At 33.6% G+C, this 17596-nt stretch carries 16 protein-coding genes; 10 read left to right on the top strand and 6 right to left on the bottom strand.

From position 1 onward, the window contains the following. Positions 1-5 precede the first annotated feature (5 nt). Together I6760_RS09025 and I6760_RS09020 are read left to right on the top strand one after the other, a co-directional pair. The gene (locus tag I6760_RS09025) at positions 6-593 is read left to right on the top strand and encodes a SpoIIE family protein phosphatase (protein WP_196594124.1); all 588 of its coding nucleotides are present in this window, start codon (positions 6-8) and stop codon (positions 591-593) included. After that, positions 586-3288, top strand: a complete 2703-nt coding sequence (locus tag I6760_RS09020; RefSeq protein WP_196594123.1) for a response regulator — start codon at positions 586-588, stop codon at positions 3286-3288. Before I6760_RS09025 ends, I6760_RS09020 begins: the two co-directional genes overlap by 8 nt. A 157-nt stretch (positions 3289-3445) precedes the next feature. Here the strand turns inward: I6760_RS09020 and I6760_RS09015 are convergent, their stop codons facing one another. Then, complete coding sequence (locus I6760_RS09015) at positions 3446-4303, bottom strand: LysR family transcriptional regulator (protein WP_196594122.1); 858 nt, start codon at positions 4301-4303, stop codon at positions 3446-3448. 131 nt (positions 4304-4434) lie between these two features. Here I6760_RS09015 and I6760_RS09010 point away from each other — a divergent pair, with 131 nt between their 5' ends. Continuing rightward, positions 4435-5856 (top strand): MFS transporter, encoded by a 1422-nt coding sequence (locus I6760_RS09010; RefSeq protein WP_196594121.1) that lies wholly within the window; start codon positions 4435-4437, stop codon positions 5854-5856. 128 nt (positions 5857-5984) lie between these two features. Here the strand turns inward: I6760_RS09010 and deoC are convergent, their stop codons facing one another. Then, positions 5985-6692 (bottom strand): deoxyribose-phosphate aldolase, encoded by a 708-nt coding sequence (gene deoC, locus I6760_RS09005; RefSeq protein WP_196594120.1) that lies wholly within the window; start codon positions 6690-6692, stop codon positions 5985-5987. A gap of 254 nt (positions 6693-6946) precedes the next feature. Between deoC and I6760_RS09000 the strand changes: the two genes are divergently transcribed. From I6760_RS09000 to I6760_RS08980, 5 genes are all read left to right on the top strand, one after another. Continuing rightward, positions 6947-7708, top strand: a complete 762-nt coding sequence (locus I6760_RS09000) for a DeoR/GlpR family DNA-binding transcription regulator (protein WP_196594119.1) — start codon at positions 6947-6949, stop codon at positions 7706-7708. Between the two features lie 112 nt (positions 7709-7820). Continuing rightward, positions 7821-8600: an EFR1 family ferrodoxin gene (locus I6760_RS08995; protein ID WP_196594118.1), complete on the top strand. Its 780-nt coding sequence runs from the start codon at positions 7821-7823 to the stop codon at positions 8598-8600. A gap of 79 nt (positions 8601-8679) precedes the next feature. After that, on the top strand, positions 8680-9171 hold the full coding sequence (msrA, locus tag I6760_RS08990; protein WP_196594117.1) for a peptide-methionine (S)-S-oxide reductase MsrA: 492 nt from the start codon (positions 8680-8682) through the stop codon (positions 9169-9171). Between the two features lie 139 nt (positions 9172-9310). After that, positions 9311-10219, top strand: coding sequence for a sirohydrochlorin cobaltochelatase (locus tag I6760_RS08985; protein ID WP_196594116.1), 909 nt, complete (start codon positions 9311-9313; stop codon positions 10217-10219). Between the two features lie 20 nt (positions 10220-10239). Further along, the gene (locus I6760_RS08980; protein WP_196594115.1) at positions 10240-10830 is read left to right on the top strand and encodes a hypothetical protein; all 591 of its coding nucleotides are present in this window, start codon (positions 10240-10242) and stop codon (positions 10828-10830) included. 111 nt (positions 10831-10941) lie between these two features. On the opposite strand, the gene I6760_RS08975 is transcribed toward I6760_RS08980, so the two are convergent. Together I6760_RS08975 and I6760_RS08970 are read right to left on the bottom strand one after the other, a co-directional pair. Beyond that, on the bottom strand, positions 10942-11262 hold the full coding sequence (locus I6760_RS08975) for an SMR family transporter (protein ID WP_196594114.1): 321 nt from the start codon (positions 11260-11262) through the stop codon (positions 10942-10944). Then, on the bottom strand, positions 11255-11593 hold the full coding sequence (locus tag I6760_RS08970; RefSeq protein ID WP_196594113.1) for a DMT family transporter: 339 nt from the start codon (positions 11591-11593) through the stop codon (positions 11255-11257). Before I6760_RS08970 ends, I6760_RS08975 begins: the two co-directional genes overlap by 8 nt. A 496-nt stretch (positions 11594-12089) precedes the next feature. Here I6760_RS08970 and I6760_RS08965 point away from each other — a divergent pair, with 496 nt between their 5' ends. Further along, complete coding sequence (locus I6760_RS08965) at positions 12090-12998, top strand: DMT family transporter (protein ID WP_196594112.1); 909 nt, start codon at positions 12090-12092, stop codon at positions 12996-12998. 56 nt (positions 12999-13054) lie between these two features. Here I6760_RS08965 and I6760_RS12950 read toward each other — a convergent pair whose 3' ends face one another. Together I6760_RS12950 and I6760_RS08955 are read right to left on the bottom strand one after the other, a co-directional pair. Then, positions 13055-13834, bottom strand: a complete 780-nt coding sequence (locus I6760_RS12950) for a GNAT family N-acetyltransferase (RefSeq protein ID WP_196594111.1) — start codon at positions 13832-13834, stop codon at positions 13055-13057. Between the two features lie 56 nt (positions 13835-13890). Next, complete coding sequence (locus tag I6760_RS08955; protein WP_231036185.1) at positions 13891-14058, bottom strand: hypothetical protein; 168 nt, start codon at positions 14056-14058, stop codon at positions 13891-13893. Positions 14059-14147: 89 nt separating this feature from the next. Between I6760_RS08955 and addB the strand changes: the two genes are divergently transcribed. After that, a complete protein-coding gene (addB, locus tag I6760_RS08950) occupies positions 14148-17588 on the top strand; it encodes a helicase-exonuclease AddAB subunit AddB (protein ID WP_196594109.1) in 3441 nt (1146 codons plus the stop codon). Positions 17589-17596: the final 8 nt, after the last annotated feature.

Here is a 17596-nt window from a genome sequence, read left to right as displayed (position 1 = left end):
TCTTAATGCTAAAAACCATTTGCTACATTTCAATACGGCCTTACATCCTAAATGGTAATTATTCCGGCGATACCGGTATCATCATAAAAACAAAAGAATATTCCTTTTTAGCATTAATTGATGTACTAGGTAAAGGGTTTACCGCTTCCGTCGTAGCTCAAAAAGTAAAAACATACCTAAGTGAGAACTATACTATGCCACTGCCTGTTCTTGCAGACAATCTGCATAAATTTCTACAAGGAACCCATGGAGCTGTTGCAGCCCTTTGCCGGATTGATTTATCCTCTGCTATTCTGTCATTGGTAAGCATAGGAAACATTACCACACAAATATGGCATGATACAAAAAAAAAGCTCCTTCCTCAGGAAGGCATCATCGGCTATCAAATAAGTACTCCTAAAGAACAAAAAATAAAATTAAACAATAACGACTTTTTTATCATTCATTCAGATGGTGTCATGGCACATATTGATTTTTCCCAAGCACAATATTTGTTAAAAAACACCCGTAATCCAGCAGCAGAACTCATTGCCCATTTTGGCAAAGACACTGATGATGCTTCATGTATCATTGCGAGGTGCATAAATGATTAAATTAGGCATATTATCAATAAATACTTTGGAAGATTTGCCTTATATACGTCAAAAAATTTACTATATAGCTAAACAACTTCATTTTTCAGAAATAAAAGCAGCAAGAATAGAAACTATTATTTCTGAAATATGCCGCAATGTCATTATCAACAGAAAACTCACAATCTTTATAAACATACAGCAGGAATCAGGCAGTACTCTTCTGCATATACGTTATGAATGGCTTTCCCAGCCATTGACAATACCCGGCATCAGTTTCTTTTTTTCCTCTATCACATATAAAAAAAATACCGCTGCTGATTTATTGTCACTTGAAACTATTAACAGGCTTCCTTATCTAGAACTATCAGACGAATTTGTATTTGACCTGCGACAGCAGCTGGCACTTCCCAGTAAAAATGAATTATTACTGACATTACAGCGAAATAATGAACAACTATCCAGTAAGACAATTGAGCTGCAGGCTGCCAAGCAATCTGCTGAGAGTGCGGTACGGGCAAAATCTGATTTTTTGGCCAATATGAGCCATGAAATACGCACGCCAATGAATGCCATTATTGGTATGGCTCATTTAGTATTAAATACTGAGTTGACAAAAAAACAACGTAATTACATAGAAAAGATCCAGCAATCAGGCCGTCATTTACTAAATATCATAAATGATATTTTAGATTTTTCCAAAATCGAGGCAGGTATGCTTAATATCGAAAACATTGATTTTAAAAGAGATACTATCCTCGATAATGTTGCCGATCTTATAAGTAATAAAGCTTTAGAAAAAAACTTAGAACTTATTTTTAATATTGACTACACTGTTCCCGCACTGTTGCAAGGTGATCCACTACGTATCAGTCAAATATTAATAAACTATATTAATAATGCCGTTAAGTTTACTAATCAAGGACAAATTATTCTTTCTGCCAAAGTTTTACAAAAAAACACAAAAAAAATATTGCTTTATTTTTCTGTCAGGGACAGCGGTATTGGTATGTCAAAAGATCAGCAAAAAAATCTATTTCAGTCGTTCCAGCAGGCAGATACTTCTACTACCAGAAAATATGGTGGTACAGGTCTGGGATTGGCAATCTCCAAACAATTAGCTGCTATGATGAATGGCAGTGTCGGTGTAAAAAGTTCTCCTGGAAAAGGCAGTACATTTTGGTTCACAGTATTATTAGACACATACAATAATGAATTTACACTTAAAAATATTTCTGACCTTTCTTCTCATAATGCTCTAATTGTAGATGACAATTATTTTACAAGAAAATATCTTGCAAAAATGCTCTATAGATTTAAACTTGCGGCTGATACTGTACCCAATGGTAAAAAAGCAATACAAATACTGTCACAAAATCATAATATCAATAAATATTATGATCTGATATTTATTGATGCAAATTTAACAGGTGACTGCGACTGCCTGCATACATGGCAAATAATATCCAATATGACTTTGATAAAATATCCTATTCCCATCATATTAACAAACCATAGTTATGATGAGCTTCCTCCTGAAAACAAAAACCCTGCTTTTAATCTATTTCTGTCCAAGCCCATAACATTATCCCGTCTGGATGATATTATAAAAACTGCTTTTAGAATTTCTTCCAGCATCACTTCACGATCTTCCGAAGAAACGACTGCTACTCAAATTAATCCACTATCAATTTCGGGAAATTCTTTATTAATCGTTGAAGATAATGAACTAAACCAGGAAGTAATCAATGGTATTTTAGAAAACAGCGGCTGCCTTATAGATATTGCTAGTAATGGTGAAAAAGCTTTGCAAATGCTACAGAAAAAAGTTTATAATCTGGTACTCATGGATATGCAAATGCCGGTAATGGATGGTATCACTGCTACTAAAAAAATCCGTGCTGACAGAAAATATGACACAATGCCCATTCTGGCGATGACCGCAAATGCTTTGGATACTGATAAAAATGCCTGTTTTGCTGCCGGTATGAATGACTACATAACCAAACCAGTTGATCCACAAGCTTTATTTGCAACATTAAAAAAATGGCTGTCTTATAACAGCCGTCTTGCATCTATAAATGCTGAACAAAAATCATCTGGCAGTATACAGTCGGTAACCACTAATATTAACATTTCCGGGCTGGATACCTCTGTCGGTCTAAAAAGAGTATTAAATAAACGGCCCGTTTACATTAATTTACTAGAAAAATTTATCCAGGGACAGGCTGATATTATATCACTTACCACCAGGCAGCTACATTCAGATGACTATATATCTGCTGAACGCTCTATACATACTTTAAAAGGGACAGCAGGTGCTATCGGGGCCCTTTCCATTCAAAAACAAGCTGGTCAACTGGAAATTGCTATAAAAAATAATGATTTGCCCCAGATCAATAAATTGATACCCAGTATTAATAATAATTTATCAACTCTTATCAAAGAAATAAATGACCACTTACCACTTTTAGCAAAATCAAGTTCCTTAGTAAAATCTTCTCCCCCTCATAAAAACAATACCGAAGATATTGTTACCAGATTAAAATATTTACTCCGTGATGACGATTCTGAAGCCATTGACTTATTTGACGAAAACATCGCATTATTGACTGACTCATTTGGTCATACCATAGATCCTCTAAAAAAAGCATTAGCTGAATATGACTTCACTGAAGCCTTAAATATTTTAACTGAGATAACAAATAAAAAATAGCTTTAATCCTTCGGGTTGGTTCTTACCGTTATAGTTGACAAAATATGCTTTTTATGATAAATTTTAATTGATAATGAATATCATTTCTCTTTACTCTCCAATATATGTATTGTATTATTCACTACGCACCACCAGTCTTTATGACTGGTGGTTTTTTTTACCCATAATGCTTTAGAACATTAATAAATTGTTTTACTATCGGAGATAATGGTATATTTTTAGCTCGAACAAAACAAGTATTAATTTCAGAAAATTGCTTTGGTACAGTAAATATTTTTAATTTACCCTGTTTTTCTCTGTTTATTACCATTTGCTTTTCTAAAAAAGAAACCCCCAGTCCAGCTTCAACCCCATCTATTATAGCATTAGGATCGTTAAATTCCATATATCGGACATTAAATATTCCCTTAAAATTTAAAAACTTTTCCAACAACACTCTTTTATAACAAAGTGTCGTATACATTAAAAAAGGCATTTTATATATTTCCTCCTGACACTTTACGTGTTCAGGTGCTATAATAACTAACTCCTGTTTCCTACTCCATTCTTTAATCAGTATATTACTATTAAATGCATATTCTACAATAAATGCCCCATCCAGTTTAAAATTAAGTATTTTATCTATCAAAACAGCTGAAGGTTCCATAAAAAAAGACAAATCTATTTGTGGATATTTTTTATGGATAACTGCAAATAACCTTGGTAAATCCAGGACAGATACTGAATTATAACCACCTATTGCCAGCCTGCCACAAAGCTCATTTTCACGATCGAAAACATACTTTGCCTCATCCAGTAATTTTGTTACCTGTTGTGCATACGGTAGTAATTTTTCTCCTGCCGGTGATAATATCATTTTATGTTTTCTAAAAAAAAGTTTTATCCCAAGTTCCCTTTCCAATACACGAATCCGGGCAGTAATATTTGATTGGACATATCCCATTTTTTCAGCGGCCCTTGTGACTGTACCTTCAACTGCAACTTCTTTAAAAATACGTAAATCATTACTTTCCATTTTTTACCTCAATATCATTTATAATGATTAATTATATTATATATAATCATTGTACATCATATTAATTTCACTGTAAACTGTAATCATAAACAGACACTACCGCAGTGTCTTACTGCAAAGGAGACTATTATATGAACAAAAAAACTTCTCACAAATGGACAATTTTGGCAGTTGTGACACTCGCTTCCTTCATCACTAATGTAGATTCTACTATAGTAATAATCGGTCTGCCAAAATTAATGCAGGATCTGCATTTATCCGTTGATACTGGTTTATGGATAATTACTTCTTATGTTATTACCAGTACAGTTTTCCTGCTTCCTGCTGGCAAATGGTCAGATATGATTGGTAAGAAACGTATATTCATAGGAGGATTTACCCTTTTTACACTTGCTACAATCTTATGTGCTATTGCTAATTCTGGATTCACTATAATAACATTTCGCTTTCTGCAAGGCGCGGGGGCTTCTATGGCTTTAGCTACAGCTACTCCCATTATTATGGAAACATTCGAAAAACGACAGCTGGGACTGGCAATAAGCATAAATGCTACTTCATGGGTATTAGGCGCTATCATTGGTCCCGTAATTGGCGGGGCATTAATAGATACCTTAGGCTGGCGTTCTATTTTTACCCTTACTATTCCTTTTGCTGCTGTAGGATTAATTATGGCATTATTTTTACTTCCTTCTGATAATAGTGAAAGCGACGCAAAAATGGATTGGAAGGGCCTATTTTATTTTACCGGATTTTTAACTACCCTTATGATAATTCTTTCCGAAGGCTACACCTGGGGATGGAGTTCAAACGCCATAATTACTCTTGCTATTCTGACTTTAATATCCTTCCTGCTATTTATTTATAATGAAAAAACAGCTATCTCACCCTTATTTAATATTAATCTTTTAAAAAACAATCAATATTCTATAGGATTACTTATAACTATTGGATATCTTACAGGATATTACTCCATTACCCTTCTTCTTACAATTTATCTGCAGGGAGCACTTCACTTGGATGCTCTGCATGCTGGTATGCTTCTTATTCCCCTTTCTCTGCCCCAGCTGATTTTAAGTCCGTTTTGCGGTTCCCTTGTCGACCGCATTGGAGCAAAATTCATATTAATTCTAGGACTTATTGGACAGACCATTGGTCTATTTATGCTTGGTATACTTCCACATACATTATCTTTCACTTTTTTATCTGTAGTACTTGCATTAATCTCCACTGCTAATAGCCTTTCCTGGCCTGCTTTGGCAAAAACAATACTTGGAACAGTTCCACTAAAGGAATCCGGGGCAGCATCTGGTATGTTTTTCACTATCAATTACGCATCGCGTGCCATTACACAGACCCTGGTTTTGCTTTTCATGGAAATAACAGTTTCCGCATCTCTAGTGACAATGGCAATGGGAAATAATAGCAGTATCAGCATTTTTGAACAATCATCCCTAATTGATTCTGTAAATATCAGTTTCCGCCTATTTGCTTTATTTACTTTGGCAGCAGCTTTACTTACATTTCTTTTCTTAAAAAAGCCATCATTCAAATAACTCAGCTTTACCTATAAAAAACAGGCTGCCACACTAACATTATTAACCCTGTAAATATGTACTCTAAAAGAAACAATATCCATATTTATAGATGAAAATAATCACATGTGGCAGCCTATTATTTTATACTATTTTTCTCCCAGCACAATTGGAACTGATTTATAACCGATTCCCACACGGTCAATTCCCATATCAATTAATTTAAAGAAATGTTCCTGGGTACGAATACACCCGCTCCCTTTTATTTTACACCTGCCACGCACCTCTTCAATTAAGATTTTTATAACATCTATTGATGCTCCCTGTAAATCATATCCTGTCAAAAAACCCGTGCTGGTCTTTACAAAATCAGTATTACCAGCAATACAACATTGACAGGCTTTTCTTATCTGTGTTTCATTTAAAGCATCTGTTTCTAGTATAACCTTGAGTTCCCGTCCATATTTATGACATGCTTTTGCACATTCCTTGATTTCTTCTGTAACTGCATCATACAGTCCACTGCGTATCCAGCCAAAATTAGCTACAATATCTACTTCTTTCACTGAATCATATCCGGCAGCAATTTTAATCTGCTGAACTTTAGATTCAGTTGAACTTGCGCCGAAAGGAAAATCACAAACCGGGCACAGCATTGTCTCACTGCCAGCGGTATATGGTTCGCATAATTCTATATATCCCGGATTTATGCATATTGTGGCGCATCCTTTTTCTACTCCATCCTGCGTCAATGACACAATATGGTCCTTAGTAAACTCTGGTTTTAATACAGAATAATCAATATATTTTGCTAATTCTTTTTTAGACATTTCTTTTGCTGGCTTACTTGGTAACATTTTATATTCCCTCCATAAAAATTATAAATCATTTAATTGCATTATTAAACCTTTACGATTCATCTTTATACTACAACATAAAAGTCACAAAATCAATATGAATATGTTATTTATTTGTGATTTTTTATACTTTTTTTGCATTTTAGTAACATAAAAGTTAGATTAAATGGTTATATTATGTTATAATAACATAAAGATAACATATTTATGTTATTTATTTAAAATACAGATAATTTTGTAAAAGGAAGTGTATTATGACATCACGTATTCGTCGTAGTCACATAATCGGCCATCTAGAAAAGTGTAATACAGTATATATCACAGAACTTGCAGAAAAATTTGCCGTCTCTTCCATGACTATCAGGCGAGACCTTGAATTCCTTGCCAAGCAAGGACTTGTCACCCTTATCAGAGGTGGTGCTACATTAAATCATGGAGCAGCTTTTCTTTACAGTCAATCTTTTCGGCAAACTAAGTTCATCAAAGAAAAACATCGTATTGCTGAATACTGTGCCAGTCTAATAAATGAAGGTTCTTCTATTTTTCTCGACTGCGGCTCTACTACTCAAAAAATTGCTGAAACAATTTTACCTATGAACAATATCACTGTAATAACCCATTCATTAGAATGCGCACAGACTTTAAGCACTGCCAAAAAATTAAAATTAATAATGGCTCCCGGAGTTTATTCAACTTCTATGGGTGGATTTCTGGGACAGTTTACCTGTGAATTTATAAAAAACTTTCATATAGATATACTTTTTCTTGGTGCCAATGGCGTAGATACAGAACACGGTCTTTCTTCACCGGATTATATTGACGCATTGACAAAAAGAGCATTGATTAACGCATCACGCAAAGTAATTATAGCCACTGATTCTTCAAAATTAAATTTGAACTTTTTTGTAACAGTTGCCAGTTTACAAGAAATTGACTCTATTGTTACTGATAAAAATGCTGCTCCTGATGTAATTGATGCTATGCGCTCAAAAGGTATAAATATAGTATTGGTATAGCATAATAATATTTTTATATTTGACAATGCATATATAATTATGATAATATTAAATTTGTTTTATAAGAAATATTTATTTCAAACTATTATTAATTTTAAAAGGTGAATTTATATTGGCTACAATTTATTACTTATCAGCTACCGGTAATTCTCTTTATGCTGCTAAAACAATAGCAAAGAAATTATCCATTATAGAATCAACAACATTATTATCAATTCCTGAGGCAAACAAATATAATTTGCTTAAACCTCATGGAACTGTTGGCTTTGTCATGCCATTACATTTTTTTTCGCTGCCATTTCTTATAGAAGAATTTTTAACTAAATTAGATCTATCTGATGCTGAATATACATTTGCCATTATTACCTGCGGTTTTCATTATATCAGCAATGCTTTCCATGATCTGAAAAAAATCATTGCCAAAAGTCATGGAACTCTTAATGGAAGTTTTTATACTGACATGATATCTATTTATCTACCATTAAATAATATTCCGTCTGAAAGTAGAAAACAAAAAAAACTCTCTGTTGCAAATAAAAAGCTGTATTATATAGCTGATAAAATAATTTCTCATAGTGATTTTCATGCATCTGAATATTTCAATCTCATCTCGAAAACTATTCATTCACTTTACAAACAACATCCTGAAAAGCTGGATGAAAAATTTACTATAAATCAACAATGTACGAATTGCGGTCTTTGTACTAGAATATGCCCGGTAAAAAACATAGTAATTACCGATGGTCATCCTGTTTGGCAGCATAACTGCACACAGTGTCTGGCCTGTCTGCATATTTGTCCATCCCAAATAATAGAACTTGGTAATAATACCAAGGGACGTAAACGATATCGCCATCCACAGATAACGATCAAGGAATTACTTCCCTATTAAAACTTATAACAATTGTTTTTCACTATTCACATTAAAGGATTGCATTTTTTATTAATAATCTTTACTTGGGAGTAATATTATGAATAATCATGAATCTAATGCAGCCGAAATTTATCTTGCAGGCGGCTGTTTTTGGGGACTGCAGGCATATATTGATAAACTTTCCGGCATAATTTGCACAACTGTCGGCTATGCCAACGGAAATACAGTCAACCCCACTTATCAAGATGTATGTTCCAATTCAACCGGACATACAGAAACAGTATATGTAAAATACGATCAATCTGTTATCCAGCTTGAGACTATACTGAAATATTTCTTTAAAGCTATTGACCCCACCGCTATTGACCACCAAGGAAACGATTTTGGTACACAATATAAAACCGGAATTTATTATAAAACTGACTGCGATAAAAAAATAATCAATAAAATAGTATCTGATGAACAGAAAAAATATACTACTCCCATTGCTACTGTGGTTGAGCCGTTAATTTGTTATTATCCTGCCGAAGAATATCACCAAAAATATCTGAAAAAAAATCCAAAGGGCTATTGTCACATAAACCTATGAATACTAGATGAATAGGTAAGGCACCAACTTGCTTTTTTTACGTCTGAATGTTACTCTCAGAGTAATTAGACAATAATCTTTTGTAAAAAAAAGGGTTAAAATATCATAAATCATTATTTAAACAAAGGGAAGTGTTTATTTGTTAGCAGAATCAGCCATAAAAAAATATCCTGCACTAAAAAAATCATTGCAGACTGGCATATTATTTTATAAAAATCCCCAAATAAAAAATATCCCGGATAAAGATGCTATATTAGTTTTAAGCTTTGGTACTACCAATAAACAAGCCCGCCAAAACGATATTGAAAATATCGTCTATAAAATCCGCCAGGCATATCCTCATACTAAAGTTGTCCTTGCTTTTACTTCACATATAATAATAAAACGCATCAAAAAAACAGAAGAACTATGTTATGATACACCGGAAAAAGCTCTGACAAAACTACATCAGGACGGTTACACACGCGTTGTCATAATAACATTAGATATTATTCCCGGCATCGAATACAATTATAAGCAGGAACTTTTTTTTCTTCATAAAAACAATTTTAAAAGCCTCGTATTATCTACACCACTTTTATATTGGATGGGGCAAAAAGGTCATCCTGATGAAATAAAAGATGTTCTCCGTGCTTTTTTAGAAGAATTTTCTCTGCCAATGAAAAACAGTGATGCCGTTCTTATATTTACCCATGGCACTCCACATCCTGCCAATGCTTATTATACAGTAATGCAGGATAGATTAAACAAACTGGGAAAAGACAATGTTTTTATTTACACTGCTGAAGGCTATCCTGAGCTATCCGATGTTATCCCTATATTGAAAAAAAATAATTATAAAAAAATCCTTTTACTGCCATTTCTTATTGTTTCTGGTGTGCATGTCAACGAAGACATGGCCGGTAAAAACAATTCCCATAAAACAATTTTAGAACAGGCTGGTTTTGAGGTCAGTACATATCTCCATGGTTTAGGCGAAAGTAATACAGCTTGCAAGTTCTTTTTAGACCATACAAAAAAAGCCTGTGAACTATTAACAAATAAGTAAAATCGGTAAAGGAAGATTATATGGAAGAAAAAATAATGCATGCTATTTTAGCAAAACCAGGCAAAGACCCAGAAATTTTACTTTTGCCAACGGAAGGTCTAAAGCATGAAGAAGCCATTCGTGATATATTAGATGGAAATTATGGGGCTGTGGAATTCTTTAAAATTGAAGATGGAATTTCCCTTTTTATTTTAATAAATGATCTCAGTATAGTCCTTGGTCTGAAACCTAACCGTCGTTTTCCGCCACCTGACAATAAACAAATCATTTTTGGCAAAGCTATTTTTATTGCTGCATATAATGGTGAAATTCCAGAAACAGAAGGCACTATTGATATGCCTGAAAATATCTGTCGCATATTTATCGAGCAAATAAAAAAGAATTTTCCCTTGTGTACAGGCAATGAAAAACCTACTAAAAGGGATAAAATATATTATGATAACAAAGGCCAGAATAATGAACGTGCTTTCATATGGAAGGAAATTAAAAGACCTGAAAATCCTGGTATTCCAGTTATTGCAGGCCGAGTTAATTTTTATGGACATGAAACACAGGAAATCATGGAAATAAATAATAGGTTTTTTAAAAAAATTATTATGAAAAAAAAATAAAATTATAAAAACAAAAACCTGATGAATAAAAATTCATCAGGTTTCTATTTTATAATTTTTAATTTCATTAAAATCCCCCATTATAATTATATTTTAGTCAAAGCAATTATATTAATTCAATGATTGAATTAATATAATTCCTGTGATCATACAAAGAAGCCCTATCACGCCGCTTTCCCTTAACTTGATGTGATAAAAAATCACATCAATAAAAGTAGTAAGCAATATTCCTGCTGCTCCCCACAAAACATAAGCAACACTCAAATCCATCGTTCTTACAGCCTGTGCTAAAAACAAAAACGCACATAAAACACAGAAAATAGCACTGCCTCCCCATAACTTAAACTTAAATCCTGCGGATTTTTTTAATAGAATATTTGAAAGAATATCCATAAAAACGGCTCCTGCCAAAAATATTAATCCACTATTCATGATTTTCACCGCCTGTAGTACCATTTTTTAAAAGTACTATTCCTAAAAAAATTGCTGAAAAACCAACAATTTTACCTAACGGAAGAGTTTCCTTAAACATAAACCAGCCAATGAGCGTTATAAATACAAGACCCAATCCTTCCCATACAGCATAAGCCGTACTTATAGGAATTCTTGTAATAGCCTTTGATAAAAGGAAATAAGAAATGCCTATAAAGATAAATATAAAACCATATCGCGTTATAGATTCATTACTCCCGAATATCTTGATCATTGTTGTACCGATTACTTCCGCAATGACAGCAAAAACTAATGCATACCATTGCTTCATAAATATCGAACTCCTTAATTACTATAAAATTATTAACCAAATCTTCTACAGCTGTATATTATATTACTCTTTTTAATCTATCCGTAAATTTACTATATATATTGTAACATATTATAAATTAACTTCCTAATGCCGTTAATCATAACTAATCCGGGCAATATGAGGCTATCCGCATTAAACTCAATTGGCTTTACACTTCCTTATATCTCCATGCATCTTCTCTGTTTTGCTCTAATACACAATAAATATTTATATTAGCTTTACATTGCCCTAATTAAAATATCATCGTTTTAAAAAATAGGCATATAGCCTATTTTTCAGCTACCTGCCTATTAGCCCATAGTCTAAAACATTTACCTCTTTTGCCAAATATCGTAAAATTGATTTAAATTGTATATTTTCTTTTATTATATTAAAATAATATTATATAATATAAAATTGTCTTACTGTCCATTTAATATTTACTAATCAAACTGCAATGGAGGTATAAATTTATATGTTTCATCATAACAAAGCTTATATGGCCGCATTGTTATATACGCTTATAATCGGTTTCTCTTTTATGTTCGTCAAAATAGCTTTAGTTAATGCCAATCCGGCAGATATTCTGGCACACAGATTTACCATTGCCTTTTTAGCATCGGTTATAGTTTTTTCTCTAAACAAAACCAAACTGCATATTACTTTTCGTGATTTTCTTAAAATATTTCCTTTAGCTATGCTATACCCTACCTTATTTTTCTGCTTTCAGGTATTTGGCCTTGCTTATACAGCATCATCACAAGCCGGTATTGTACAAGCCTGTATTCCTATCCTTACCCTGATTATGGCAACATGTTTTTTAAAAGAACATTCCACAATAAAACAAAATTTCTTTACCCTTCTATCTGTTGTCGGTGTCATTTACATTTTTATAATGAGTGGTTTCAGTGGCAAACAAAGTAATACTTTTGGCATTATTTTGATCTTTTTATCTGCATTATCCGCATCCTGCTACAATGTACTGGCACGAACTCTGACCCAAAAATATTCTACTTTTGTCCTGACCTATTTTATGACTATTTTTGGTATGGCTGCTTTTAATATGATAGCCATTATAAATCATTTAATGAACCATACCTTAGCCAGCTATTTTACACCATTGACAAATATCAGCTTTCTTTTATCTATGCTGTATCTGGGAATACTTTCTTCCCTGTGTACTGCTTTTTTATCAAATTATGCCTTATCAAAAATGGAAGCTTCCAAAATGAGCGTTTTCTCAAATTTAGCTACACTTATTACTATATTAGCAGGAGTAATTTTCTTAAAGGAACATCTGCAGTATTTTCATATAATAGGTGCCGTATTTATTCTATGTGGTGTAATCGGCACTAATTATTTTTCTGCAAAAAATAAGTCCTGATAACCATCACTTTTACCGTGAAGGTTCTCAGAACTTCATTTTGGCAGAACCATTATTTATGCATCAATAATTTTATATTTACTGTCTGATTTTTGATAAAAATCATATTCATACATTTTAGTAAAACCCATATGTGAATATAAGGCAATCGCAGTATTATTTCTGCTATGTACAATCAGATAGGCTTTCTTTGCTCCATTCTTCCGGCCAAAAGTAAAAATTGCCTGGCAGATTGATGTACCTATTCCTTTTTTCCGATAATATTCATCTACATGCAGGCCATATATCCCTACATAACCATGCTCTGTTGTACCATAACCGCAGCCAACTACTTTTTTATCACAAATAGCTTTTACAAATATACTTTTAACAGTAATATTTTTAATCTCCTGGCATTGTATGTCTATTAGCATCTGATCTGTAAGTCCGGCCAGCTGACAAGAAGCATTGAGCCAGTTTTCAGGTTTTTCTGCCATGCATAATCTGACATCAGATACATTTTTCCCCACAACCATATTCAGCAAATTCCCCTGCATTGTATATACTGTCTTTATTTTTTCATAATCCATTTCCAATAAAATTGATCCTAAATCTTTTTGTATAACATTTGTAACTTTAAAAACCGTTGGCATTTTATTTCTACCATATATTTCTTCACAATAGGCAATTTTTTTTCTTATCTTTTTTGCATCATCATTATAATACACTGGACAAACACAATTCGCCCTGTAAGTATAATTTTTATTGAATCGCAATACCCAACCATCCAGTAGTACCGTTTGCAACGATGGCATAGAATTAAGCAGTATTTCTTCTATTGTCTTTATTTCATTCACTTATTCTTCCCCATTTTCTATTTTCTATTGTACAATATGATATTTAATTTTGATAATTATAGTATGGGAGATGTTATTATGTCAATTAATATATTGCGTTTCATAAAATTTATTTTCTTTTTATGCATTTTATCATTTACGGCATTTTCCTGGATAATGTTATATTCCATTGCCGCCTCTTTGCTTTTATCTGTAACTACTGCATATGCAGATCTTATAGGCATGATAATTGCAAGTATTATAATTGTTGCCATATTTGGCACTATTGTTTATTATTACCGTAAAATATTATCTGACTAATGAGGTGAAAAATTTGCTCGAATTTATATTAGGAAAAACTGGTACCGGTAAAACAAGCCGCTGCCTCAGCGACATAACAAAACGCTTGGAACAATCAGCTGAGGGAACTCCTCTGCTATTGATCCTGCCAGAACATATGACCTTTAAAATAGAACGGCGGCTAGCTATTTTAATGAATAAACGCGGTGGATTTTCCCGCGCATATGTATTTGGCTTCCGCCGCTTATGCCGGTATATACTAAACCGTAATGGCGGTGCAGTCAATACCCACATAACAGAAATAGGCAAAAAATTACTGCTGTCACGTGTCATCCTGGAAAATAAAAAAGAGCTTACCAGCTTTGCTAAAGCCGCTAATCAGCGTAATTTCACTTCGTCCCTATGCCAAATCATAGAAGAATTAAAAACTTACGGAATTACCGTTAATGACTTGGAAAAAGCCGGAAAAGCAACCTCCGATGAAACTTTATCACAAAAATTGAATGACATTGCCCTACTATATAATGAATTCAATAAAACCACGCAGGACCGCTATAATGATAATGAAGATTTACTTTCAATAACCGCTATTAAAATTCAATCTGCATCATGGCTGGAAAAATGTGAAATTTGGGTAGATGGTTTTATATTTTTTAATCCACAAGAGCTCACTATATTAAAGGCACTTTTTCATAAAGCATCACATATCCATTTAAGTTTATGCATCGATGATGTGAAAAATCATTTCAATAATAACGAAACTGCACTATTTCACCGCCAATATCACACTTTTAAAGAAATAACTGAATTATGCAAACAACTTAATATAGGCATAAAATATACCTACCTGACTACACCATATCGTTTCTTATCACCAGCCCAAAAGGCAATTGAAAACAATATGTTCATTTTCCCTTTACAAAAAGCTAAAAAGGCTGATGGGATAATAATTGCTGAAGCCGCCAACCATCGCTTAGAAGTAGAGGCAGCAGCCATAGATATTATAAGATTATGCCGTGAAGAAGCCTATAGTTACAACGATATTGGTATAATCATCCGTGACAACTCTTATGCCAATATTCTGCAGGCTGTCTTACATGATTATCAGATACCATTTTTTAGTGATAACAAACGACTTTTTATCCATCATCCACTTGCTGAATTATTACGTTCCTGCATGGAAGCAATCAATACATGGCAGTATGAGCCATTAATGCGCTGCTTTAAAACAGATTTCTTCCCCGTAACACGTGATGAAATTGACCTACTGGAAAACTATGTACTTGAATTTGGTATAAAAGGAAAAAAGCACTGGCTGGATAAAAAGCCTTGGCAGTATTTTCATCAATCATTTTCCCAAGACTTATCTATAGATGATACAGCTTATCTTGATAAAATAAATGACATCCGTTACCGCCTTATAAAACCACTTGCCAAATTAGCAGAAGAAATAAAAAATGCTGCTGACGTCCGTGAAACTACAACAGCTCTGTATAATTTCCTAATTACACTGGCAATACCGAAAAAACTTTCTTTATGGCAGGACACAGCTGAAAAAGCTGGCAATCTGGCTTTAGCAAAAGAACAGCAGCAGATATGGCATGATACTATAGATCTATTTGACCAGATAGTAGAAACCTGCGGCATAGACAAACTATCTTTAAAGGAATACGCTAAAATATTAAATGATGGCTTGGAATCTCTGCAAATAGCCTTAATCCCTCCCGGCTTGGACTATGTCACTATCGCTTCCTTTGACCAAAACAGCCTAGAAAATAAAGATGCTATTTACATACTCGGAGCAAATGAAGGTATTATGCCCCGTCGGATAAAATCAGAAGGATTACTAACCGATTCCGACCGTTTTTATCTACAGGAATCAGGCATAAAACTATCTGGTGGCAGCAGTGATGATAATTTTTTTGAAAATTTTTTGTTATATAAAGCTTTTACCTTAAGCCGTAAATATACATGGGTATCATATTCACTATCAGATTCCGAGGGTGGTGCTTTAAATAGATCTTCTCTTATTGATCGACTGCACTATATTTTGCCATTAAAGCAAGAACAGACTATTTCCATTTTATTAGAAAATTATACCTCCGAAAACGAAAAACGGCGTGTAGTCACCCCGCGCCGTTGCATATCATATTTAACAACTGCCCTGCGGCAGTATCGTGAAAAAAACACTATAGCTCCATTTTGGTTTGACGTCTATAACTGGTTATTAGCACATGATAATTTTCAAACATCATTGCATACAGCTCTTACCGGACTATTTGCCAAAGCACCAGATACTACACTGTCACCGGCTTTAGCTGCCTGCCTGTATACTAAAGATCATTGTCTAAATGGCAGTGTTACTCGTTTTGAACAATTTCACAACTGCCCATTCAAACATTTTTCCCATTATGCTTTAAATCTTTCCGAACGTATAGAATTTAGTTTTTCTGCTCCTGATCGCGGCATTCTTCTACACGAAACAATGCACTGTTTTGGCGAAATATTATTAAAACAAAACCGCCATTGGAATGAAATATCACCAGCAGAATGCCATGACCTATGTCGCCAAATAATAGATGAACTGGCTCCAAAACTACAAAATCAAATATTATTGAGCAATAAACAGTACGAACATCTTACCACACGTATCCGCAAAACAGCGGAGCAAGCTTTAGAAAGACTTTGTTCTTTCGCCTGTCACAGTGAATTTTTCCCTATTGCTATGGAAAAACCCTTTGGCTCTAATAATGGCGGTCTACCACCGCTAATATACAATTTAAATAATGGCTATAAAATAAATATTACCGGGCAGATAGACCGCATTGATTCCGATAAAAGCGGCAAATATTTTCTCATAATTGATTATAAATCAGGTAATGCTTATATTAACCTGACAGAAGTATACTATGGCTTAAAACTTCAACTGCTTACCTATTTGCTTGCTGTTCAAAATTCAGCGACAGCACTTGAGCTTAATACTGATCCTATTCCAGCCGGAATATTATACTGTTTTCTAAAAACCTCCCTTCTGACTTTTAACAAAGAAATGAGCGATGACCAAATAAAAACTGAATTGATAAAGCAAATGCGCATGCCTGGCTGGTTATTACTAGATCCATCTGTCATAAAAAAAATAGATGACTCTGCTTCTTTTATAAAAGTCCGATTTAATAAAAATGGTTCCATAAATAAATTAAGCCGCACCTATGTAAAAAGTGAAGCTGAATTCAATGCCTTACTTCAATATATGGATGAACTTATTACAGATACCGGTAAGCGTATTCTCCAGGGAGAAGCATCTATCACGCCTTATAAATTAAAACAAAAAACAGCCTGTATGTTTTGTCCTTATATTGCCTTCTGCCGCTTTGACTTATCTATACCCGGTTATGAATATAATAAACTCATTGAAAAGGAAGATGATGTGTTTATGCAGCAGCTCATAGATAAAATACAGCCAGACAAAATGTAACATACTAT

The organism is Pectinatus sottacetonis (genome assembly GCF_015732155.1).
Lineage (GTDB): Bacteria > Bacillota > Negativicutes > Selenomonadales > Selenomonadaceae > Pectinatus > Pectinatus sottacetonis.
This window is presented reverse-complemented; position numbering and strand designations above follow the sequence as displayed.